The sequence below is a fragment of the Pseudomonas sp. BLCC-B112 genome (assembly GCF_028550695.1).
GTDB lineage: Bacteria > Pseudomonadota > Gammaproteobacteria > Pseudomonadales > Pseudomonadaceae > Aquipseudomonas > Aquipseudomonas danubii.
This window is the reverse complement of the sequence record NZ_JAQQGK010000002.1, coordinates 636,841-659,941: the sequence shown is the minus strand read 5'-3', so window position 1 is coordinate 659,941 and position 23,101 is coordinate 636,841. Positions and strand designations below refer to the sequence as shown.

The following is a 23,101-nucleotide window of genomic DNA, read 5'->3' as shown; positions in this document are numbered from 1 at the left end:
GCTCAAGCTTTCTCCTGTTCCGAGAGGCACAGGCGTTCCAGCCCCGGTACCGCCAGATTCATCAGCAGTACGGCGAAGGCAACGCCGTCGGGGTAGCCGCCCCAGGTGCGGATCAGGTAGGTCAGCAGGCCGACGCCGACGCCGAACAGCAGCCTGGCTTTCGCTGCCTTGGGGCCGGACACCGGTTCGGTGACGATAAAGAATGCGCCCAGCATGCTGGCGCCGCTGAGCAGGTGAAACAGCGGTGAGCCATGGGAGTCGGAGCCCGAGCCGTTCCAGCACAGCAGGCTGATGACAAAGAGGCTGCCCAGCATGCCCACGGGCGCCTGCCAACTGATGACCCGTTGCTGCAGCAGAAACAGCCCCCCGGCAAGAAATCCCAGGCTGATCCATTCGGCACCACGGCCGCCGAAGTGCCCGAAGGCGGGGTTGCCGGCAAAGAGTTCGTCGAGGGTCAGGCTCTTGTTGATCCGCAGGCTGTCCAGTGCCGTGGCTTGAGCCCAGGCGTCCGCATGCAGGCCGTCCGCGACACCGAATACCTTTTGCAGGCCGCCAAGCAGGTCCATGGCGTGGGGCGCAGGCCAATGGGTCATCGACTGGGGAAAACACAACAAGGCCAGGGCGTAGCCGAGCATGGCCGGATTGAACGGGTTCTGGCCGACACCGCCGTACAAGTGCTTGCCCAGGACAATGGCGGCAGCGGCCGCGCTCAGCGGCAGCCACCAGGGGCAGTAAGCTGGCAAGGCCAGGGCCAGTAGCGTGGCGCTGACCAAGGCACTGCCATCGCCTAGGTTGGGCGGTAGCGGGCGCCTTCTGAGGTACAGGACCAGGGCTTCCATGGCCAGGGCGCCGCTGACGGTCAGCAGCAGATTGAGCAGCACGCCCCATCCGTACAGCCACAGCATCACCAACAGGCCCGGCAGCGTGGCCAGCAGCACTCGCTGCATGGCCTGGCGCAGGCGCTGGTCGACGCCGTCAGCTATCAGCATGGGCCTTCACCTGGCGCTCGGCCTCGTACAAGCGTGCCTGAGCCTGGGCCAGCTGTTCTGCTCGGGTGTCGGGCTGGCGCTGTAGTTTGTTCAGATCGGCACGGGCGTAGGCCAGTTCGGTTTTCAGTTGCCGCAGCTGTGGATCGATCGGGCGTTTTTCGATACGAGTCAGTGTCGGCGCCGGTTTCGCACTGGCGTCCTCGGCGGCATGCAGGGCCTGTTCGGCCGCCGCCAGGGCTGCGCTCAGGGTTTCCAGTTCAGCACTGGACGCTTCAGCCGCCTGAGCTTTCTTCAGTTCGGCGCGGCGCGTCGCCAACTGGATCTTCGCGCGCTTGAGATCAGCATCCTTGGCCACTGGCGGCGGAGCAGGTGGCGCCTGGGACTCCAGCTGGGCCAAGGCCTGCTCGGCGGTTTCGAACTGACGCTGCAGGACGATCAATTGCATTTGCTGCTCGAAGGTCGGTGGATGGCCGAAAGCCTTGAGCGACTTGTGCAACTGGGCCCGGCTCATGGCCAGCTCGATCTTGGCTTTCTTCAGTGCTGCATCGGCCGCCGCGGCCTTCTGCGCACGGACTCGTTCGATGGCGGCCTGCACCGGGTTCTGGCTGTCGTCAGTGGTTTGCGCGGCTCGTTGTGCGCGGGCCTGGCGCTCGGCCAGGCGCCGGGCGTCTTCCCGTTGCAAGCGTTCGTTGCGTTGTTCGAAGCGTCGTCGCGCCTGCTCGCGCTTGCTGCTGCGGGCTTGCAGCTGCTCGGGGCTGGTGGCCAGGCCGCCGACGATCGGTACCACCTTGCTCTCGGGCAGCGGCAGCATATCGATACAGTCCACCGGACAGGGCGCCACGCACAGGTCGCAGCCGGTGCACTCGTCCACAAGCACGGTATGCATCAATTTGGCCGCGCCGACGATGGCGTCCACTGGACAGGCCTGGATGCATTTGGTGCAGCCGATGCATTCGGCCTCGCGAATATAAGCGATCTGGGCCGGAGCTTCGCCGCGGCTGCGATCCAGCTCCAGCACCGGTAACTGCAGGAGTTGCGCCAGGCCGGCGATGGTTTCCTCGCCGCCGGGTGGACACTTGTTGATGGCCTCGCCGTTGGCGATGCCCTGGGCGTAGGGTTTGCATCCGGGGTGGCCGCACTTGCCGCACTGGGTCTGGGGCAGGAGGGCATCGATGCGTTGAATCAGACTCATGTTTTGATCAGTCCGTTGAAGCCGAAAAACGCTACTGCCAGCAGGCCGGCGCTGATCAGGTCGATCGGCAGGCCGCGCCAGGGCAGGGGAATATCGTTGTTGGAGATACGCTGGCGCAGATCGCTGAACAGGCTCAGTACCAGCCAGAAGCCCAGTCCGGCCCCCAGGCTCATGGCGCTGAGGGTCGCGAGCCCGAGGTTTTCCCCAGTGGCGATCAGCAGCAGGCCGAGCGCACTGGCATTGCCCAGCAGCAGCGGCCAAAGGCCGTCGAATGGAACATTGGGCAAGGCCCGGGATAGCAACTGCAATAGCGGTTTGATCAGCAGCACGCTCAGGGGCAGCCAGAGAAACAACTGCAAGGATTCCAGCCCCCAAGGCAGCAGCGCGCCACGATAAAGGACATGGCCTAGCACGCAACTGACCAGCATCAGGACCGTGGTCGCCAGGCCCAGCGCGTGAATCCGCTGCCGAGCGCTATCGGTTGGGGCCTGCAGCAGTGGATCGACGCCCAGCGGCCACTGCAACACGAAGTTGTTGATCAGGGCGGTGCTGACAAGGGCGAGGAGGAAGTGGGTCATGGTTGGGCCGGTACGGGCAGGCGGTCTCTCAAGAGTAGGCAAACTCCGGCGCGGGCGCAGGGCCGCCAGATATGCAAATCCCCCCGTTGCGCCGGGCACAACGGGGGGACGGGGTCCAGCCTGCAGCCTTACTTGATCCGCTGGCCCGGCTTGGCGCCGCTGTCCGGGCTCAGCAGGTAGATCTCTTCACCGCCAGGGCCGGCGGCCATCACCATGCCCTCGGAGATGCCGAATTTCATTTTTCGCGGCTTGAGGTTGGCGATCATCATGGTCAGGCGACCATCGAGCTTGGACGGATCCGGGTAGGCACTCTTGATTCCGGAGAACACGTTGCGCTGCTCATCACCGATATCCAGGGTCAGGCGCAGCAGCTTGTCGGCACCTTCCACGGCTTCGGCCTTGACGATCAAGGCGACGCGCAGGTCGATGGCGGCGAAGGTGTCGAAGTCGATTTCCGGCGACAGCGGATCCTTGGCCAGTTCGCCGTTGCCTGCTGGCGCGGCTGCGCCGGTGTCGGTCTGGCTGGCGGTCAGGTCTTCTTTCGAGGCGTCGGTCATGGCTTGTACTTTTACCGGGTCGATCCGCGTCATCAGCGGCTTGAATTCGTTGAGTTGATGGTTGGCCAGCAGGTGCAGGTGATCGTTCCAGGTTAGCGGTGCAACGTTGAGGAACGCCTCGGCATCGGCGGCCAGCAGCGGCAGCACCGGCTTGAGGAAAATCACCAGCTGGCGGAACAGGTTGATACCAGTGGCGCAGATGGCCTGGACTTCATCCTGCTTGCCTTCCTGCTTGTTCAGCGACCATGGGGCCTTGTCGGCGATCCAGGCATTGGCGCGGTCGGCCAGGGCCATGATTTCGCGCATGGCACGGGCAAAGTCGCGGGCTTCATAGGCGTCGGCGATGCTTGGCGCGGCCGCCAGAAATGCCTCGGTCAGCTCGGGGGCGGCATTGCTGTCGACCATCAGCCCGGCATTGCCCTTGTGGATGAAGCCGGCGCAACGGCTGGCGATGTTCACCACCTTGCCCACCAGGTCGGAGTTGACCTTCTGTACGAAGTCTTCGAGGTTCAGGTCCAGATCGTCGACACCACGGCCCAGCTTGGAGGCGTAGTAGTAGCGCAGGTATTCCGGCGACAGGTGCTCCAGGTAGGTGCGGGCCTTGATGAAGGTGCCCCGGGACTTGGACATCTTCTGGCCATTGACCGTCAGGTAGCCGTGGACGTTGATGCCGCTCGGCTTGCGGTAGCCGGCGCCTTCGAGCATGGCGGGCCAGAACAGGGCGTGGAAGTTGACGATGTCCTTGCCGATGAAGTGGTACAGCTCGGCGGTGGAGTCCTTGCCCCAGAACGCGTCGAAATCCAGCTCCGGACGACGGGCGCAGAGGTTCTTGAAGCTGGCCATGTAGCCGATTGGCGCGTCCAGCCACACGTAGAAGTACTTGCCCGGCTCGTCCGGGATCTCGAAGCCGAAGTACGGCGCGTCGCGGGAGATGTCCCACTGCTGCAGGCCGGCATCCAGCCATTCGGCGATCTTGTTGGCCACGGCGTCTTGCAGGGTGCCGCTGCGGGTCCAGCTTTGCAGCATCTGCTGGAAGTCCGGCAGCTTGAAGAAGAAGTGCTGGGAATCCTTGAGCACCGGGGTGGCGCCGGAGATCGCCGACTTTGGATCTTTCAGGTCGGTCGGGGCATAGGTGGCGCCGCATTTTTCGCAGTTGTCGCCGTACTGGTCCTCAGTGCCGCACTTCGGGCAGGTGCCCTTGATGAAGCGGTCGGCCAGGAACATTTTCTTTTCCGGGTCGAAATACTGCGTGATGGAGCGCGTGGCGATGTGCCCGGCGTCCCGCAGCTTGAGGTAGATCTGGCTCGACAGCTCACGGTTTTCTTCGGCATGGGTCGAGTGGAAGTTGTCGAAGTCCACCAGGAAGTCGGCAAAGTCGGCGCTGTGTTCGGCCTGGACGTTGGCGATCAGTTGTTCCGGGGTGATGCCTTCCTTTTCCGCGCGCAGCATGATGGCCGAGCCGTGTGCGTCGTCGGCGCAAACATAGATGCATTGGTTGCCGCGATGCTTCTGGAAGCGCACCCACATGTCGGTCTGGATGTACTCAAGCATGTGGCCAAGGTGAATGGAACCATTGGCATAGGGCAGGGCGCTGGTGACGAGGATCTTGCGTGGCTCGGACATGGGGCTCGGCTACTTGATGAAACGGAGGTCGGCCACTATAAAGCGCCAGCGCGGATTTTTCACCCTTCCGGGCACATTGTGCACAGCAAGCTTTCTCGCCACGAAGGAGTCGGCGGCGTAGGATAGCCGCCTGATTTTCCAGTCTTGTTATCGGAGTTGCCCATGAGCGCCGTCAATCGCGCAGCGGTGGAAGCCGTCCTTCGCCAATACACCGACCCTTACCTGAACCAGGACCCGGTCAGCGCCGGCTGCGTGCGCGACATCGACGTCCAGGGCGACCGGGTCACGGTCCGCATGGAACTGGGTTATGCCGCCGGCCTGTTCAAGAGCGGCTGGGCGCAAATGCTGCAACTGGCCATCGAGGGCCTGGACGGTGTGAGCTCGGCCAAGGTCGAGATCACCAGCGTGATCGCCGCGCACAAGGCCCAGGCGCAGATCCCGGGCCTGGCCAACGTCAAGAATGTGGTGGCGGTGGCGTCCGGCAAGGGCGGCGTGGGCAAGTCCACCACTGCGGCCAACCTGGCCCTGGCCCTGGCCCGGGAAGGCGCCAAGGTGGGGATTCTCGACGCTGATATCTATGGTCCGAGCCAGGGCATCATGTTTGGCATTGCCGAAGGCACCCGGCCGAAGATCAAGGACCAGAAGTGGTTCGTGCCCATCGAGTCCCATGGGGTCGAGGTCATGTCCATGGCTTTCCTCACCGACGACAACACGCCGATGGTCTGGCGCGGCCCGATGGTCTCCGGCGCCTTGCTGCAACTGGTGACCCAGACCGACTGGGGCAATCTCGATTACCTGGTGATCGACATGCCGCCGGGCACTGGCGATATCCAACTGACCCTGGCGCAGAAAGTCCCGGTGGCCGGTGCCGTGATCGTCACCACGCCGCAGGACCTGGCGTTGCTGGATGCGCGCAAGGGCGTCGAGATGTTCCGCAAGGTCAACATCCCGGTGCTGGGCGTGGTGGAGAACATGGCGGTGCACATCTGCTCGAACTGTGGCCATGCCGAGCATCTGTTTGGCGAAGGCGGTGGCGAGAAGCTGGCCAGTCAGTACGATGTTGAACTGCTGGCTTCGTTGCCGTTGTCGATGCTGATCCGCGAACAGGCCGATGGTGGCAAGCCGACGGTGATCGCCGAGCCTGAAAGCCAGATCGCCATGGTCTATCAGGAACTGGCGCGGCATGTCGGCGCGCGCATCGTCTTGCAGGAAGCCGCGGCGCCGGCGATGCCCAACATCACCATCAGCGACGACTGAAACCCTAAGACGGGTGAGTCATGTAGGAGCCGGCTTGCCGGCGAAGGCGCCCTCAAGATCGCTTTCGCCGGCAAGCCGGCTCCTACCGTTGCGATGACAGGATCAGACTCGCAGGCCGCCGTCCATTTCCAGGATGCGTCCGGTGTAGTAGTCGTTCTCGAAGATGTACGCCGCTGAATGGGCGATCTCTTCCGGTTTGCCCATGCGCTTGAGCGGAATGCCGGAAGTCATCTTCTCCAGGGCCTCAGGCTTCATGCCCAGGGTCATCTCGGTTTCGATAAAGCCCGGGGCAATGCCGGCCACGCGGATGCCATAGCGCGCCAGTTCCTTGGCCCAGGTCACGGTAGCTGCCGCTACGCCGGCCTTGGCCGCGGAATAGTTGGTCTGGCCGATATTGCCTGCGCGCGAGATTGACGAGATGTTGATGATCGCGCCGCTGTTGTTCAGCTCGATCATTTTCGCCGCCACCTCACGGGTGCAGAGGAAGACACCGGTCAGGTTGACGTCGATCACTGCCTGCCACTGGGCCAGGCTCATCTTGGTCATCTCGCCGTCCTTGACCTTGACCAGCAGGCCGTCGCGCAGGATCCCGGCATTGTTGATCAGGCCGTGGATGGCACCGAAGTCCTCGGCGACCTGGGCCACCATGTGGTTGACCTGTTCTTCATTGGCGACGTTGCACAGATAGGCTCGGGCTTCTACGCCGTGGGCCTTGCAGGCCGCGACCGCCTGGTCGAGTTTTTCCTGGTTCAGGTCCACCAGGGCCAGCCGTGCGCCCTTGGCGGCGAAATACTCGGCCATGGAGCGGCCCAGACCTTGGCAACCGCCGGTGATAATGATTACTTTGTCAGTGAGTTGCATTCGCATGTCCCGCTAGCAGGTCTTGAGGGGTGGTCCTTTTGGGGGAACCTCGGCTGGCTGCCGGACCTGGCCTGGCTGCAGAAGAGAATTGCCCCGTTGGCGTAGCTGGAACAATGCTCCAGGCGCCCGTCCGTTTTCGACGGATTCTAAAGAAGGAGTCATAAAGTGAGCGTTGAAGCTGCCAAGAATGCACGAGAATTGCTGCTCAAGGAATACCGCGGCGTGTTGTCGACGCACTCCAAGGCCATGCCGGGTTTTCCCTTTGGGTCCGTAGTGCCTTATTGCCTGGATGCCGAGGGGCGACCGCTGATTCTTATCAGCCGCATTGCCCAGCACACCCACAATCTGCAGAAGGATTCCAAGTGTTCGCTGCTGGTGGGCGAGCGCGATGCCGACGACGTGCAAGCAGTGGGGCGCCTGACCTACCTGGCCGAAGCCGAGAAGCTTGAGGACCAGGACGCCATCGAGGCCGCCGCCGAGCGCTACTACCGCTATTTCCCGGAATCCCAGAACTACCATAAGGCCCATGACTTCGATTTCTGGGTGCTCAAGCCCGTGCGTCACCGCTATATCGGCGGTTTCGGCGCCATTCACTGGGTGGATCAAGTGGCCCTGGCCAACCCGTTCGCCGGCAAGGCCGAGCTGAGCATGGTGGAACATATGAACAGCGACCACGCCAAAGCTATTGCCCACTATGTGGAGTTGGCCGGACTGCCGCACAGCGAGCCCGCGCAACTGGCCGGAATCGACAGTGAAGGCATGCACCTGCGCATTGGCCAGGCTCTTTACTGGCTGCCCTTTCCAAGCCTTTGCAACACGCCGACACAAGTGCGCGAAGCCCTGGTTTTTCTGGCCCACGCCGATCAATGGCCGAAAAATCCGGCACCGGGTGCTTGAATTCACGAATTGGCGACGTCATTTACGGTCTACTGGAAGGCATTCTTCCGCAGAGGAAACCATTTGATGCGCCCTTTTCTGTTGCTCTTTTTACTGTTCCCGGTGCTGGAGCTGTTCGTCTTCGTCAAGGTCAGCGCGGCCATCGGGTTTTTCCCGGCACTGCTGCTGATCATTCTCGGTTCGATGCTCGGTGTGCTGGTGTTGCGCGTGGCCGGTCTGGCCACGGCACTGCGTGCTCGTGAAAGTCTCAATCGCGGCGAGCTGCCGGCCCAGCAGATGCTCGAAGGGCTGATGCTGGCCCTGGGTGGCGGCCTGCTGATCCTGCCGGGGTTCATCAGCGATGTATTCGGCCTGCTGATGCTGCTCCCTATCAGTCGTCGTCTGCTGGCCAATAAAATGCGCCAGCGTGCCGAGGAGCAGGCCTTGCGCCAACGCGCCTTTGCCGATGACATGCGTGCGGCCCGTGGCGGCCCGGCGCCGCAACAGCCGTTGGGCCGTGAGCCCAATGTCATTGAAGGTGAGTTCGAGCACCGAGATTCTTGATAACTGGCCTCAAACACACGGCACCTTCGGGTGCCGTGTTCGTTTTAACCCGGGTGATGTAAAAAATTTCATCAGCCAGCCCTTGTAATAACCTTATGCGCCCTTATGTAACGGTCACCGCAAGGTTTCTGGTGCTGACACCAGACAGACTTCCGCGGCTCGCTCGTCGAGCCGCACCCGGCAAAGCCGGATTTGCTAACCCGCCGGTATCGACACCGGCCGTTGAAAACCACAATTAGGAGAGATCGACAATGAAGCTTCGTCCTCTGCATGACCGCGTCGTCATCCGTCGCAGCGAAGAAGAATCGAAAACTGCTGGCGGCATCGTTCTGCCTGGTTCGGCTGCTGAAAAACCTAACCGTGGCGAAATCGTCGCTGTAGGTACCGGCCGTGTGCTGGACAACGGTGAAGTACGTGCGCTGGCCGTGAAAGTGGGTGACAAAGTGGTGTTTGGCCCGTACTCCGGCAGCAACACCGTGAAAGTCGATGGCGAAGATCTGCTGGTAATGGCTGAGAACGAGATTCTCGCCGTTATCGAAGGCTGATTTCCCACGTATTTCCCCGCTACTACACAGTATTTAAGGAATATCGATCATGGCTGCTAAAGAAGTTAAATTCGGCGATTCCGCCCGCAAGAAAATGCTCACTGGTGTCAACGTTCTGGCTGACGCAGTAAAAGCGACCCTGGGCCCGAAAGGCCGTAACGTGATCATCGAGAAGAGCTTCGGCGCTCCGACCATCACCAAGGACGGCGTTTCCGTAGCCAAAGAAATCGAGCTGAAAGATCGCTTCGAAAACATGGGCGCGCAGCTGGTCAAAGACGTTGCCTCCCGTGCCAACGATGACGCTGGCGACGGCACCACCACCGCTACCGTTCTGGCTCAGTCGATCGTCAACGAAGGCCTGAAAGCCGTCGCTGCCGGCATGAACCCGATGGACCTGAAACGCGGTATCGACAAGGCCACCATCGCCATCGTCAAAGAGCTGAAAGGTCTGTCCAAGCCATGCGCTGACTCCAAAGCCATCGCTCAGGTCGGCACCATCTCCGCCAACTCCGACAACTCCATCGGCGACATCATTGCCGAAGCCATGGAAAAAGTCGGTAAAGAAGGCGTGATCACCGTTGAAGAAGGCTCGGGCCTGGAAAACGAACTGTCGGTTGTAGAAGGCATGCAGTTCGACCGTGGCTACCTGTCCCCTTACTTCATCAACAAGCCGGACACCATGGTCGCCGAACTCGACGGCCCGCTGATCCTGCTGGTGGACAAGAAGATCTCCAACATTCGCGAAATGCTGCCAGTGCTGGAAGCCGTTGCCAAAGCCGGCCGCCCACTGCTGATCGTGGCTGAAGACGTTGAAGGCGAAGCCCTGGCGACTCTGGTTGTGAACAACATGCGTGGCATCGTCAAAGTCGCTGCCGTCAAGGCACCGGGCTTCGGCGACCGTCGCAAGGCCATGCTGCAGGACATCGCCGTTCTGACCGGCGGTACCGTCATCTCCGAAGAGATCGGCCTGAGCCTGGAAAGCACCACCCTGGAGCACCTGGGTAACGCCAAGCGCGTAATCCTGTCCAAAGAAAACACCACCATCATCGACGGTGCTGGCGTTGAAGCGGACATCCAGGCTCGTGTGACCCAGATCCGTCAACAAGTGGCCGACACTTCGTCCGACTACGACCGTGAAAAACTGCAAGAGCGTCTGGCCAAGCTGTCCGGCGGCGTTGCAGTGATCAAGGTTGGCGCTGGCTCCGAAGTTGAAATGAAAGAGAAGAAAGCCCGCGTTGAAGACGCCCTGCACGCGACCCGTGCAGCCGTTGAAGAAGGCGTGGTACCTGGCGGTGGCGTAGCCCTGATCCGTGCTCTGCAAGGCATCAAGGACCTCAAAGGCGACAACGCCGACCAGGACGTGGGTATCGCTGTTCTGCGTCGCGCTATCGAAGCTCCACTGCGTCAGATCGTTGCCAACTCCGGTGACGAGCCAAGCGTGGTGGTGGACAAGGTCAAGCAGGGCGCTGGTAACTTCGGTTACAACGCTGCCACCAGCGAATACGGCGACATGATCGAAATGGGCATCCTGGACCCAACCAAGGTGACCCGTTCCGCGCTGCAAGCTGCATCGTCCATCGGCGGTCTGATCCTGACCACCGAAGCCGCTGTTGCTGAAATCGTGGAAGACAAGCCGGCAGCTGGCGGCATGCCAGACATGGGCGGCATGGGTGGCATGGGCGGCATGATGTAAGCCAGCCTTACCCCCGTACTGAAAAAGCCCCGCCGGTGAAAACCGGCGGGGCTTTTTTGTGCCTGAAATTGAGGGGCGTCTGTCGGTGCCGCCTTTGGCATGGACTGAGAATGGCCAGGCCCTTGCCGTCGAACAGTCCCAGGTGTTGGTGGTTGCCCACCAGGACCGCAGTGGCCGTGGGGTGTCTTGCAACAGTTCCAGGACGCTCGATTCGTCGTTCAGGTTCAACAACCCAACAGCGCTGGCCCGGCGAACAGCCATTGAGTTCTGGCCAATGAAACGCATTGGCTCATTCTGCTTGGCGGGCAAGCCAGGAAGTGGCTGTTCCGGTCTGTTTCTTGTCGGCAAACGGTCGGTAGTCTGGGCTTGCCCCTGTAGTCAGGTTGTGAGCCAGCGGTGAAAAATTTGTTAAGCCATTGAAGGGGTGAAAAGTGCTCCAGGAGCGGTCAGACAAGGCTGGCGGCGAGTCGGACTTGGCCTTAAGCTGCGCGAGCCAAGACGGCCCTAACTGTGTGCGGAGAGAGTGCCGATGCGAATTCTACTGGTCGAAGACAACCGCGATATTCTCGCCAACCTGGCGGATTACTTGGGACTCAAGGGCTATACCGTGGACTGCGCCCAGGATGGTCTGTCGGGGTTGCACCTGGCTGCCACCGAGCATTACGACCTGATCGTGCTCGACATCATGCTGCCAGGGATCGACGGCTACACCCTGTGCAAGCGCCTGCGCGAAGATGCCCGGCGCGATACCCCAGTGATCATGCTCACGGCCCGCGACCAGTTGGATGACCGGCTTCAGGGCTTCAAGTCCGGGGCCGACGACTATCTGCTCAAGCCATTTGCCCTGTCCGAACTGGCCGCGAGGATCGAGGCGGTGATGCGCCGTACCCAGGGCGGTGGTCGTCGAGCGCTGCAGGTCGGTGACCTCAGCTATGACCTCGATACCCTGGAAGTCACCCGCGAAGGGCGTCTGCTCAAGCTCAACCCGGTGGGCCTCAAGCTGCTGGCAGTGTTGATGCAGAAGAGCCCCCATGTGTTGCGCCGGGAAATCCTCGAAGAGGCCCTGTGGGGCGATGACTGTCCGGACAGTGACAGCCTGCGCAGCCATGTCCACCAACTGCGCCAGGTGATCGACAAGCCGTTCGCCAAGCCGTTGCTGCACACCGTGCACGGTGTCGGCTACCGGTTGGCCGAGGGCCGTGATGGAGTTTAAGCAGAGCCTTGCCCAGCGCATCATCATTGCCTTTGCCTTGATGAGCGCACTGGTGGCCGGGGCTTTCGCCATGGGCATCGTGGCGACCGTGCATCTGGTGGAGGAGAAACTCATCTCCGCCGGCCTTGGCGGCGATCTGCAACGCCTGTTGCTGATGGATAACGTTGCCGACTGGAATCACCGCCCCGAGCCCGACCAGTTGTTCTACTACAGTGGCGGGCGCGGCGACTTCGAGTTGCCCAAGGACCTGAGGCATCTGGACCCGGGCTTCCATGAAGTGTTTCGCGAGCAGCTGTCCTATCACGCCATGGTTGAAGTGGTGGATGGCCGGCGTTATGTGCTGCTGCAGGATCAGAGTGATTTCGAAGAGCGCGAGCGGGTGCTGTTCGCGGTGGTGCTGGTGGGCTTTGTCCTCAGCCTGGCGCTGGCGGTGTTCCTGGGTTGGGTCTTGGCGCGTAGGGTGATGGCACCGGTGGTTCGTCTGGCTCGCCAGGTCCGTCACCGCGATCAATTGCTGGGCCTGGCCCCGCCCCTGGCGCCGGATTATGCGGCGGATGAGGTGGGCGAGTTGGCGATCGCCTTCGATGCGACGCTGGGACGTCTGCGCCAGGCTTTGAGCCGTGAACGCCTGTTCACCAGTGACGTCAGCCATGAACTGCGCACGCCGCTGATGGTTCTGGCCACGTCCTGCGAGCTGCTCCTGGAAAACCCTGGGCTTGATCCCCGTGGACGATCCCAGGTCGAACGTATTGCCCGGGCCTGCGACGAAATGCGTGAGCTGGTGCAGACGTTCCTGATGCTGGCCCGGGCCCAGCGAGAAGATGCCAGCATGTCGCCGCAACTGACGTTGACCCAGGCTGCCAAGGACCTGATCGGGGTGTGGCGCGAATTCATCGAAGCCAAGGGTATCGAGCTGATCTTCGAGCCGGGACAACCGGGTGAAACTCGCTACAACGCCACCTTCCTGCATGCGGTGATGGGCAATCTGTTGCGCAATGCCTTGCACTACACCGAACAGGGATTCATTCGCTTGAGTCTGGTGGCGGATGGATTTGTCGTCGAGGACAGCGGCGTGGGCATTCCCGAGGAAAAACGTGAGGCGATGTTCCAGCCCTTTGTCCGTGGCGATGAAAAACGCGGTGAGGGCCTGGGGCTGGGCTTGTCCCTGGTCCAGCGCATCTGCGAGAACCAGGGCTGGAGCGTCACTCTCACTACTATGACCCCCAATGGCTGTCGTTTTCACGTTCAGCTCCCCCCTTCCAAGGCTTGAATACTCTTGCCAGGCCCTGTTTTGCAGGGCCACTCGCTTGTCGATTTTTCTTCTGAAGTGGCCCCAGGCCATTGCTTGGTGCCTGTAAAACTCTGAAATATTTCACCGTTGGACGGTACGAAGTTTTCACAAGGGGATGACCTGTCGCTGACACGTCGCTGCCTAAGGGGGCGCCATCAGTTGCAGGAGACTTTGATGATGGCGACACCGATCAAGCTGGAATTTTCCGACAAGTACGATGCCCAACATGCGCAGCAATACCTGCTCAGGCACCAGCAAGGACTGGCACGACAGTTGTCCCACAAGCGTGATGAACAATTGGCTCGCGCTGCGCTGGCCCTGGCGGGAGAGTCGGGCCTGGTGCTGGACCTGCCGTGTGGCGCGGGCCGTTTCTGGCCGCTGCTGACCGAAAAGGCCAATCGAGTCATTGTTGGCGCTGACAATTCAGCGGCTATGCTCAGCACCGCTACGGTGGCGCAACCGGCCGACGTGGTGAAACGGGTACGAGCCTTGCAGACGTCTGCGTTTGCCATCGATTTACCGGACAACGCTGTGGACTGCATTTTTTCCATGCGGTTGCTGCACCACATCGGCGAGGTCGAGCATCGGATGGCGCTGCTACGGGAGTTTCAGCGGGTTACCCGTGACAGCGTGATTATCTCGCTATGGGTCGATGGCAATTTCAAGGCCTGGAAGCGCAAGCGTATGGAGCGCAAGCGGCTGTCCGAAGGTGGGCAGGAGGGTTACCAGAATCGTTTCGTGTTACCGGCGGCTACGGTCGAAGAAGAGTTCAGGCAAGCCGGTTTTCGTGTCCAGGAGCATCTGGACTTCTTTCCGCTCTACGCCATGTGGCGAGTCTACGTATTACGCAAGAGGTAAGAGGATGGCTGTTGAATGTGCTTCGGAAATGGATGCCGTGCCCACAGATTGCTTCGAATACTTCTGGGACCAACAAGGTGAATGGGTCGAGCAACCCAATAAGCGTCGAGGCGGTGAGAGCGGCGTGCAGCGCCTGATCAGCGGCGGTCGTCTGCTCTATGCCAAGCGACAGATCGGGCACATTCATCGCAGTTTTCTGCATCCTTTTGGCCGTCCGACTGTCCTGCGTGAGCGGGATGCCCTACAAGGCTTGCGTTCGCTGGATATAGAGGTGCCGGAACTGGTGTTCTGCGGCGCCCGGCGCGGCCCCGAGCACCAGTGGCAGGCCCTACTGGTGACCGCTGCGCTCGACGGCTTCGTGGAAATCGACAACTGGTATGCCGCAGGTGAGCGTGAACGCCACGGCGAAGCGTTGCACGAACGAGTGTTGCAGACACTGGCGCAGACCCTGGCGCGCATGCACAAGGGCCGTTGGCAGCATGGCTGCCTGTATTCCAAACATGTTTTCGTGCGAGTAGATGGCGAGGGCGAGCAGGCCCAGGTGAGGATTGCATTGCTGGATTTCGAGAAGTGCCGCCAGCGCCTGAGCAGCCGCCGGGCGGCGGCCCACGACCTCAAGCAACTGCGCCGCCATTCGTCGTGGAATGACACCGACTGGCAAAAGCTCTACTACCTTTATAGAACGGTGTTTGGCAGCCCCATCAAAGGTTTATAGCTATGAAGCTAGAAATTGCACGAGGTTTGTTCCTGGCAGGAGCCTTGGCAGTTGCTTCCTTGGCCATGGTTGTCTGGGAGCAGCCGCGAACGCAGGTTCTCAGCGCCGCTCAGGGTGAACATTGCCCATTGCCACGGGGGGCCAAGAGCTCGGTGGCGGTCAAGCCGGATCATGAACTGCTGCTGTTCATGTTCGGCATGAGCCAGGCGTTGAAGCCCCAGAGTTGAAGACCTGAAACTGCCACCTGAAGGCCTCGCATTGCGAGGCCTTTTGTTTGTCCCCGGCTCAGGCGTCCGGCTTGGCTAGCAGGGTGTAGATGCAGGGCAGGACGAAGAGGGTGAACAGGGTGCCGATGGACATGCCTGTGGCAATCACCGTGCCGATATCGAAGCGGCTGACTGCTCCGGCACCGCTGGCCAGGATCAGTGGCACCATGCCGAATACCATCGCCGCTGTGGTCATCAGCACTGGGCGCAGGCGAATGGACGCGGCTTGCTCCACCGCCTGTCGGGCGCTGAGTCCCTGGTCCCGGCGCAGTTGGTTGGCGAATTCGACGATCAGGATCCCATGCTTGCTGATCAGGCCGATCAGCGTCACCAAGCCGACCTGGGTGTAGATGTTCATGCTCGACCAGCCGAGAAACAGCGGGATCAGGGCGCCGCAGATCGACAGTGGCACGGTCACCAGAATCACCACCGGGTCGCGGAAGCTTTCGAACTGCGCCGCCAGTACCAGGAAAATGATCGCCAGGGCCAGGCCAAAGGTGACCCAGAGCGCGCTGCCTTCCTGGACGTACTGGCGGGCGGCGCTGGCATAGTCGAACGCATAGCCGGCGGGGGCCTCTTGCGTGGCGATCTGGCGCATGGTGTCGATGGCTTCGCCCATGCTGACCACGGGCACACCGGAAATGGTCGCGGCATTGAGTTGCTGGAACTGGTTCAACTGCCGAGGGCGGGCGCGGTCGCTGACTTTGATCAGGGTCGACAGCGGCAAGGCCTCACCCTTGCTGTTCTTCACGTAGTAGTTGTTCAGCCAGTCAGGGTTGTCCCGATAGGCGCGCTCCACTTGGGCGATCACTTTATAGCTGCGTCCGTCGATGGTGAAACGGTTGATTTCCGCCTCGCCGAGCAAGGTCGCCAGCGTACCCCCCAGGTCCTGCATGGTAACGCCCATCTGCGCCGCCTTGGCCCGATCGATGTCGACCACTACCTCGGGCTTGTCGAAGGCCAAGTCAATGTCGACAAAGGCGAATTTCCCCGACTCCATGGCGCGTTTCTTTACCCGGTTGGCCACCTCCAACAGGGACTCGTAATCGTTGGGGGTGTTGATCACGAAGGCAAAGGGCAGGCCCTCGCCGGTACCGGGCAAGGCTGGCAGGTTGAAACCGAAGACTTGCAGGCCGGCAATGCCTGCCAGTTTCTCCTGGACCTGAGGCAGGATTTGCATCTGGGTCTGTTGGCGCTGGTCCCAGGGCTTGAGCAGGAAGCCGCCGATCCCTGACTGCACTCCGTTGAAACCGTTGATCTGGAATGAGGAGTAGTACTCGGGGAACTCCTTGAAGATCGCCAGGAACTCATCGGTGTAGGCATTGAGGTACTCCAGGTTGGCCGGTTGCGGCGCCGTGGCCAGCATGAAAATGATGCCCTGGTCTTCGTCCGGAGCCAGCTCCGCCTTGGTGAACTTGAGCAGCAGGGGAATCAGGCACAGCACGATCAGAGCGAATACCAGTACGACGGGGCGGGTATCAAGGGTGCCGTGGAGCAGGCGCTGGTAGCGCTGCTTCAGGCTGTCGAAAATCCGGTCCAGGCGATGGGACAGGCCGCTGGGGTTTTCCTCGCGGCGCAGCAACAGTGCACACATCATCGGTGACAGGGTCAGGGCGACGATCCCGGAAATCACCACGGCCCCGGCCAGCGTCAGGGCGAACTCCTTGAACAGGGCCCCGGTGAGTCCCTGGAGAAAACCAATGGGGGCGTAAACCGCCGCCAGAGTGATGGTCATCGATACCACCGGCATGGCGATTTCCCGCGCTCCTTCGATGGCCGCGTCCAGGGGGGACTTGCCCTCTTCGATGTGCCGATGGATGTTCTCCACCACCACGATGGCGTCGTCCACCACCAGGCCGATGGCGAGGACCATGGCCAGCAAGGTCAGCAGGTTGATCGAGTAGCCCATCAACTGCATGAAGAACATCACGCCGATCATCGACAGTGGAATGGTCACTACCGGGATCACCACCGAACGCAAGGCGCCAAGAAACAGGAACACCACCACAATCACGATCAATACTGCTTCGAACAGGGTCTTGAGCACCTCGTCGATGGAGGCCTGGATAAACAGCGTGGCGTCGTAGGCAATGTCTAATTTGAGGGTCGGAGGCAATTGCGCTTCCAGTTCCGGGAGCAGCTTGCGCACCTCCTTGATCACGTCCAGAGGGTTGGCTCCGGGGGTGGCCTTGATGCCGATGTAGACCGAGGGGACGCCGCCGAAGGAACTGATGGCGTTGTAGTTTTCCGCACCCATTTCCACCCGCGCCACATCCTTGAGCAGGACCCGGCTGTCGCCATCGGTTTTCAACGGGATAGCGGCGAATGCCTCGGCGGATTTCAGTTCGGTGTTGGCATTGATACTGGTGACGACGTACTCGCCCTTGACCTCGCCGGCGGCGGACAGAAAGTTGTATTGGCGCACGGCATTGCTCACGTCGCTGGCCGCCAGGCCATAGGCCGCCAGCTTCACCGGGTCCAGCCACAGGCGCATGGCAAACACCTGATTACCGAGGATCTCCGCCTCGGCCATGCCCGGCAGGGTCGCCAGCTTGGGCTGGATCACGCGCGACAGGTAGTCGGTGATCTGTGGGTTGTTCAGTTGCGGGCTGGAGAAGCTGATGTACATCAGCACCGAGGCGTCGGCTGCTTCTTTGCTCAACACCGGGTCTTCGGCTTGCTGGGGCAGCTTGTTCTTGACCTCGTTGGCCTTGGCCAGCAGTTCGGTGAACAGGCGGTCGCTGTTGGAGCCGATCCGGGCGTAGATCGAGATCACCGAGAAGTTCTGCCGGCTCACCGAGGTCATGTAGTCGATGCCTTCGGCGCTAGCCAGGCTCTGCTGCATGGGCTGGGTGATATAGCCCTGGATGGTTTCGGCATTGGCCCCGGGGTAGGCGGTGGTCACCGTGATCAGGGCGTTCTCCATCTGCGGGTACTGGCGCAAGGGCAGCTTGCTCCAGGCCTGGAACCCCAACAGCACAATCAGCAGGCTGACCACGGTCGCGAGCACCGGGCGGCGAATGAACGGATCGGTAAAGGCCATGGGGATTCCTTGATCAGTCGGCGCGGGGCTGGCTGTTCGGCTGTTCCGGTTGCAGCTTGTCCGGAGTGATGCTGATGTCGGCGCCGTTATCCAGTTTGATCTGACCGGCACTGACCACCTGTTCGCCCTTTTTCACGCCCTTGTTGATCATCACCAGGCCGCCGCGATGCTCGCCCGTGTCGACGAAGCGCCGCTCGGCGACCAGCAGCGGCTGGCCCTTGGGGTCTTTCTCCAGGCTGCCGTCGGCGGCTTTCTTTTGCGTTACCACATACACCGAGTTGCCGTAGAGGGAGTAGGTGAGGGTGCTTTCCGGCACCACGACCTTGAGCTGCGGATCGGGGAGCAATACTTGCAGGTCGGCGAACATGCCTGGCAGTAAGCGGCCTCCGGGGTTGGCCAGGGTGGCGCGTACCAGCACGTTGCGGGTGCTGTTCTCGACCTTGGGGTTGATGGCGCTGATGCTGCCGGGGAACGACTCTCCGGGGAACGCCGCAACGCTGAGTTCCACGGTCTGGCCCAGGCGGATCTTGGGCACCGATTGTTCCGGGATGTAGAAGTCCACGTACAGGCTGCTCAGGTCCTGCAGGGTGGCGATCACCGTACCGCTGGCCAGGAAGTCGCCGATATCCACCTGGCGGATGCCGATCGTGCCGGCAAAGGGGGCGAGAATGCGTTTCTTGGCCAGGGCGGCCTTGAGCTGGTTGACCGTGGCCTTGTTTTTTTGCAGCTGTGCCGAGAGTCGGTCGTACTCGCCCTTGGAAATCGCCTGGCTGCCCACCAGTTGGCTGCCGCGTCCGAAATCCAGCTGGGCCAGGCCGAGGTCGGCCTGGGCGGTTTCCAGCAGGGCGCTTTCCACCGCGCTGTCCAGGGTCAGCAATGGCTGGCCGGCCTTGACCTGCTGCCCGGATTCGAACTGCAGGTCCTTGACCGTACCGGCGACTTCCAGGCTGAGGTTGACCCCTTGCAGGGCCTTGAGGCTGCCGACACTGGGCAGCCGGCTTTGCCAGGGGCGCTCGTCGGCGGTAATCACCGCCACGCTGATGGGCGGCTTGGGGGCCGAGTAGACCTGGACCATCTTGTAGATCGAAAACGCCTTGTAGCCGGCCAGCAACAGCACGACCAACAGGACCACACCCAGCATGATCAGCATGCGGCGACGCAGCATATTCCGCTTCCTTGGAAAGCCCGGTAAACAAGCCCGGTAGACATTACTCCGAGTCGCGTGCGGGTTCCAGATGAGCGTCCTGTCGTTCAGCGAAGCTCCCGGCGCCAAGGCCGGGGAGGTTTTTTCAGATCAGATGCAGATGGTTGTCCCAGAGCCCTGCGGGCAGATCCAGCGGCTTTGCCACAATCTGTGTCTGACGACAGTCGTAGAAGCGGCAACGGCCTTGTCCCGACGTCACCACGAAACCGTCGGCCACGGCGCCGACGCCGGCACAGTCTGGCAAGGGCGCATCGACCCGCACTGCGCCGCTGTCCAGGTCCCAGATGAAGAAGCGGTTGCCCCGGGGGGCGGTCAGGGCCACCAGGCGCAGGTCGCTGTGCACCGCGACGCTGGCGGTGTAGTGCCCCATGGCTTGCAGCTGCTGTTCGGGCACCGGGAAGGCCGCGAAGGGCTGGCCCGGACGCTTGATTGCCAGGAGTTCCGAGGGCTCGTGGGCGGCGCCCATGAACTGCTGGCCGGTGACGATGGTGCCGTCGCTGGCGATGCCCATGTGGCGCACGCTGTTCATCTGCTGGGCCAGGGTTTCCTTGCTCAACAGGGTGCCGTCGCGCTGCATCAGCACCAGGCTGGGCTCCATGGCATCGAGGTTCATCTCCACCCGGCTCTCGGCTTCAGTGCGGATGCCGCCATTGGCTACGACCAGGGTTTCACCGTCGGGCATCCACGACACCTGGTGCGGGCCGATACCGTGGGTGGACAGCTCAGCGCTGTGCACCAGGCGCTCGCCTTCGAAGCGATACACCCCGAGCAGGCCGCGGCCGGGGTCCCGGGTGTCGTTCTCGGTGGCGTACAACCACTGGCCATCCTTGTGGATCACCGCGTGACCGTAGAAGTGCCGGTCAGGTTGCGAGGTCACGGTCTGCAGCAGCGCGCCGTTGCGCAGGTCGATCAGGTAACTCTCGGTGCCCGGGCGCCGGGCCACGAACAGGGCGATCGGCAACTGCGGGTGATTGATGATGTCATGGCAACGCTGGCCGACCTGGGTGGCAAACACCTGTTTACCGTCCAGCTGATAACCGACGGCGTAATGCTTGCCGTCACCATCGTCCCTGGCCGAAAGCAGCAAGGGCTGTTTGCCCTTTTGCTTGAACAGCGTCCAGCCGCCCAAGGTCACCGCACTGAGCAGCAGGCTGCCCAGAACCAAAGCCTGACGTCGCAGCATCATCAGTCACCGTCGTTGGCGTTGAAGCCCAGTTGGATACCCAGCGCCTTGGCCAGTTCGCCTTCGTGCAGGCGGTGGACCACGTTGAGGCTGTCGTACAGATCATTGAGCTGCTGGCGCCCGGCGTCGTCACCGAGCATTTCGGTCAGCGAGCGCTGGGTGCTGGCGAAGAGTTTCAGCGAGGCGGCGTATGCAGCGTCGATCTTGTCGGCCAGGGGCTTCTGATCGGCTGGCAGCAGGCCGCGCAGGCCCTTGTTGTCAACTCCGGCCCAGACCGTCTGAGCAGCGCTGAGGCTGGCTTCAAGGCCTTGCAGGGACGACTGGCTGCGCCAGGCGTCGGCCTGGAACGGCTGGGGAATGCCCTTGGTCTGGCGGCCCATCGGCGTGCCGAGCTTCTTCTTCAGGGTATCCAGGGCAGTGACCTGGACCCGCAGCAAATCAGCGATGGCTTCATGGGAGTCGGCGTAGCGCTGGTTGGGGAACTTGCTCATCTGCGCGAGCATGCCGTCGTTGGTATTCCAGCCCGCCAGGATTTCTTCCGCCAGTTGTTTCTGACGTTCACCGATGGCGGTCAACAGTGGGCAGTAGCGAGCTTTCTGTGCGCTGTCGGCCATGTCGATCTTGCTGTCGAACAGGATGTACTCGTAGGCCGACAGGCCTTGCACCACCACACTGGACTTGGCCAGGGCCGCGGCATCGATCTGCGCATTGGCGCTGACCAGTTGTTCGACCTGGCGGCCCACCAGGTTTTTCTTGTCCGGCCAGAACTGCACTTGCCAGGCGCGGTTGCCCTCGGCCAGCGGGCCGATCAGCAGCGGTTGCAGCTCGGCCCAGGCCTTTTGTGCGTGGAGGAAGTCGGCACGGGCGGTGTCCAGGCTTTCCTTGCCTTCGCAGAAGGCCAGGGCGCTGATGGCCAGCTGGCGGTCAGCGTCGACCCAACGGCTGTAGGTCGGCAGGATCACCTGCTTGGCGATAGCGGCCGAGGTCACGGCTTGTGGGTCCTGGGGCGAGCAGGCGCCCAGGGCGAGTGCGGCAAGGCTGGTGAACAGCAGTTTGGGGCGGAACATGTTCGGGCTCCCTTTATTGTGGAGAAAGCAGATAAGACGAATGTTTATAGCGAGTTCAAAAAGGCCAGCAGCGCGGCACGCTGCTCGGCATTGAAGGCGAGAACCTGTTGCTTCGCGCCCTCGGCTTCGCCGCCATGCCACAGCACCGCCTCCATCAGGTTGCGGGCGCGGCCGTCATGCAGGAACTGGGTGTGGCCACTGACGGTTTCCGTCAGGCCGATGCCCCACAGGGGCGCAGTGCGCCAGTCGCGGCCACTGGCCTTGAACTCAGTGCGGTGGTCCGCCAGGCCCTCCCCCATGTCGTGCAGCAGCAGGTCGCTGTAGGGGCGTATCACCTGATTGGCCAATTCGGGTTCGGCGGCGTTGGCCGCAGTGGTGAAACTTGGGGTGTGGCAAGACTGGCAGCCGGCCTGGAAGAACAGGTTCTTGCCGGCCAGGACCTGGGGCGAATCGACATCGCGGCGCGCCGGTACCGCCAGGTTGCGAGTGTAGAACAGCACCAGGCGCAGGATGTTGTCGCTGACTTCTGGCTCACCGTCCGGACCATTGCCGTTGGGGGCCTGCTTGCAGGCGGTTTGCGCGTCGGTGCAGTCATCGAAGGGCCTCAGGCGGGTGGTCAGGCCCATATCACCAGAGAACGCGTGAACATTTTGTTGATTGAGATTGGGTTGTCCGGCTTTCCAGCCAAAACGCCCGAGTACGGTCTTTTGCTGGGCGTCATCCCAGACCCAGTTGGGTCGTCCGGCAATGGCCTTATTGCCGGCAGCGGGCCCAGCGTTGGCCAGGATTGCCGCTTCGGGAATGGCCTCCAGCAACCCCAGGCCGATCATCGGCGGCGCCACTCGGGCGGAGAACTGCGTCTCGGGGTGCATTGGGCCGTAGCCCAGGTCCGTGATCTGCAGCCTGGGTTTGCGCAACTCCACCTGGGTGCCGTCCTTGAACCGTACGGGCAGCGGATCGTATTCGACCCGTACCCGACCTTCGGGGGCGACTCCGGGAATCGCCATGTCTTGCAACTGGCCGCCATACACCGGTTCCGGCACCACGCCGACCTGCTCAATGACCTTGGCGTAGGCCGGGGTATCCGGAATCGACAGGCGCACCAGCATCGACACCGCGTTCAGCGCATCCGGCGCGGGCGGATGGCCGCGGCCGTCCTTGACGTGGCAGTTCTGGCAGGCATTGGTGTTGAACAGCGGGCCGAGGCCGTCACGGGCGGTGGTGGTGGAAGGGGCGATCACCCAGGGGTTGCGGAAAAAACTGTTGCCGACGCTGAAGTCCAGGCGTCGGGTCGGTGGCAGGTTGGCCGATGGCAGGGAGAAGGCATTGCGATCGGCCTTGTTGACCGTGGTCGCGCCGCCGGCCCGGGCTTCCCCTGGTTCGGCCTGGGTAAAGCGCGGAGCGTCATCGCAGGCACTCAGGCTCAAGGCCATGAGTAGAGCGGACCAGCGAAGCAGCGACGGGGGCATCGGACATCCTGCAAGACGAGCAAAACAAGGGCGCAAAGTCTAACAGGGCCGCCTGGA

Annotated in this window: 20 protein-coding genes; 10 read left to right on the top strand and 10 right to left on the bottom strand. The window is 62.0% G+C overall.

Features of this window, described 5'->3' with window-relative positions; genetic code table 11:
• Nucleotides 1–2: 2 nt before the first annotated feature.
• From PQT43_RS08645 to metG, 4 genes are all read right to left on the bottom strand, one after another.
• A complete protein-coding gene (locus PQT43_RS08645) occupies nt 3–989 on the bottom strand; it encodes an RnfABCDGE type electron transport complex subunit D (protein WP_272753716.1) in 987 nt (328 codons plus the stop codon).
• Nucleotides 976–2,181 (bottom strand): electron transport complex subunit RsxB, encoded by a 1,206-nt coding sequence (gene rsxB / locus PQT43_RS08640; protein WP_253084609.1) that lies wholly within the window; start codon nt 2,179–2,181, stop codon nt 976–978. The genes PQT43_RS08645 and rsxB overlap by 14 nt, the downstream gene beginning before the upstream one ends.
• Entirely contained in the window at nt 2,178–2,759 is a 582-nt protein-coding gene (locus PQT43_RS08635; protein WP_102880740.1) for an Rnf-Nqr domain containing protein, read from the bottom strand. Before PQT43_RS08635 ends, rsxB begins: the two co-directional genes overlap by 4 nt.
• A 128-nt stretch (nt 2,760–2,887) precedes the next feature.
• The gene (gene metG, locus PQT43_RS08630) at nt 2,888–4,939 is read right to left on the bottom strand and encodes a methionine--tRNA ligase (RefSeq protein WP_110594903.1); all 2,052 of its coding nucleotides are present in this window, start codon (nt 4,937–4,939) and stop codon (nt 2,888–2,890) included.
• 162 nt (nt 4,940–5,101) lie between these two features.
• Between metG and apbC the strand changes: the two genes are divergently transcribed.
• Entirely contained in the window at nt 5,102–6,196 is a 1,095-nt protein-coding gene (gene apbC, locus PQT43_RS08625) for an iron-sulfur cluster carrier protein ApbC (protein ID WP_110594902.1), read from the top strand.
• A gap of 102 nt (nt 6,197–6,298) precedes the next feature.
• Here the strand turns inward: apbC and PQT43_RS08620 are convergent, their stop codons facing one another.
• Nucleotides 6,299–7,057 carry an SDR family oxidoreductase gene (locus tag PQT43_RS08620; protein WP_102860494.1) on the bottom strand — a complete coding sequence of 253 codons (759 nt, stop codon included), beginning with the start codon at nt 7,055–7,057 and terminating at the stop codon, nt 6,299–6,301.
• Between the two features lie 165 nt (nt 7,058–7,222).
• Between PQT43_RS08620 and PQT43_RS08615 the strand changes: the two genes are divergently transcribed.
• The 9 genes from PQT43_RS08615 to PQT43_RS08575 all read left to right on the top strand — a co-directional run bounded on the left by PQT43_RS08615 (nt 7,223) and on the right by PQT43_RS08575 (nt 15,039).
• Nucleotides 7,223–7,954, top strand: coding sequence for a HugZ family pyridoxamine 5'-phosphate oxidase (locus tag PQT43_RS08615; RefSeq protein WP_102860495.1), 732 nt, complete (start codon nt 7,223–7,225; stop codon nt 7,952–7,954).
• Between the two features lie 66 nt (nt 7,955–8,020).
• On the top strand, nt 8,021–8,497 hold the full coding sequence (locus tag PQT43_RS08610; RefSeq protein WP_011063094.1) for an FxsA family protein: 477 nt from the start codon (nt 8,021–8,023) through the stop codon (nt 8,495–8,497).
• A gap of 251 nt (nt 8,498–8,748) precedes the next feature.
• Nucleotides 8,749–9,042, top strand: a complete 294-nt coding sequence (locus PQT43_RS08605) for a co-chaperone GroES (RefSeq protein ID WP_011063093.1) — start codon at nt 8,749–8,751, stop codon at nt 9,040–9,042.
• 49 nt (nt 9,043–9,091) lie between these two features.
• Nucleotides 9,092–10,735: a chaperonin GroEL gene (gene groL / locus PQT43_RS08600; protein ID WP_047288866.1), complete on the top strand. Its 1,644-nt coding sequence runs from the start codon at nt 9,092–9,094 to the stop codon at nt 10,733–10,735.
• A 529-nt stretch (nt 10,736–11,264) separates the two neighbouring features.
• Nucleotides 11,265–11,948 (top strand): two-component system response regulator ColR, encoded by a 684-nt coding sequence (colR, locus tag PQT43_RS08595; protein ID WP_047305857.1) that lies wholly within the window; start codon nt 11,265–11,267, stop codon nt 11,946–11,948.
• Nucleotides 11,938–13,218, top strand: coding sequence for a sensor histidine kinase (locus PQT43_RS08590; protein WP_272753712.1), 1,281 nt, complete (start codon nt 11,938–11,940; stop codon nt 13,216–13,218). The genes colR and PQT43_RS08590 overlap by 11 nt, the downstream gene beginning before the upstream one ends.
• Before the next feature lie 198 nt (nt 13,219–13,416).
• On the top strand, nt 13,417–14,097 hold the full coding sequence (locus tag PQT43_RS08585) for a class I SAM-dependent methyltransferase (RefSeq protein ID WP_267270068.1): 681 nt from the start codon (nt 13,417–13,419) through the stop codon (nt 14,095–14,097).
• A 4-nt stretch (nt 14,098–14,101) separates the two neighbouring features.
• Nucleotides 14,102–14,812, top strand: a complete 711-nt coding sequence (locus tag PQT43_RS08580) for a lipopolysaccharide kinase InaA family protein (RefSeq protein ID WP_102880735.1) — start codon at nt 14,102–14,104, stop codon at nt 14,810–14,812.
• Nucleotides 14,813–14,814: 2 nt separating this feature from the next.
• On the top strand, nt 14,815–15,039 hold the full coding sequence (locus tag PQT43_RS08575) for a hypothetical protein (protein ID WP_102880734.1): 225 nt from the start codon (nt 14,815–14,817) through the stop codon (nt 15,037–15,039).
• Nucleotides 15,040–15,097: 58 nt separating this feature from the next.
• Here the strand turns inward: PQT43_RS08575 and PQT43_RS08570 are convergent, their stop codons facing one another.
• The 5 genes from PQT43_RS08570 to PQT43_RS08550 form a co-directional block, all read right to left on the bottom strand.
• Nucleotides 15,098–18,121: a multidrug efflux RND transporter permease subunit gene (locus tag PQT43_RS08570; protein ID WP_110594900.1), complete on the bottom strand. Its 3,024-nt coding sequence runs from the start codon at nt 18,119–18,121 to the stop codon at nt 15,098–15,100.
• Nucleotides 18,122–18,134: 13 nt separating this feature from the next.
• On the bottom strand, nt 18,135–19,286 hold the full coding sequence (locus tag PQT43_RS08565; RefSeq protein ID WP_102880732.1) for an efflux RND transporter periplasmic adaptor subunit: 1,152 nt from the start codon (nt 19,284–19,286) through the stop codon (nt 18,135–18,137).
• Nucleotides 19,287–19,410: 124 nt separating this feature from the next.
• Entirely contained in the window at nt 19,411–20,508 is a 1,098-nt protein-coding gene (locus PQT43_RS08560) for a DUF1513 domain-containing protein (RefSeq protein WP_102860995.1), read from the bottom strand.
• 2 nt (nt 20,509–20,510) lie between these two features.
• The gene (locus PQT43_RS08555; protein ID WP_102860502.1) at nt 20,511–21,575 is read right to left on the bottom strand and encodes an imelysin family protein; all 1,065 of its coding nucleotides are present in this window, start codon (nt 21,573–21,575) and stop codon (nt 20,511–20,513) included.
• 44 nt (nt 21,576–21,619) lie between these two features.
• Entirely contained in the window at nt 21,620–23,044 is a 1,425-nt protein-coding gene (locus PQT43_RS08550; protein ID WP_272753711.1) for a di-heme oxidoreductase family protein, read from the bottom strand.
• Between the last annotated feature and the right edge of the window lie 57 nt (nt 23,045–23,101).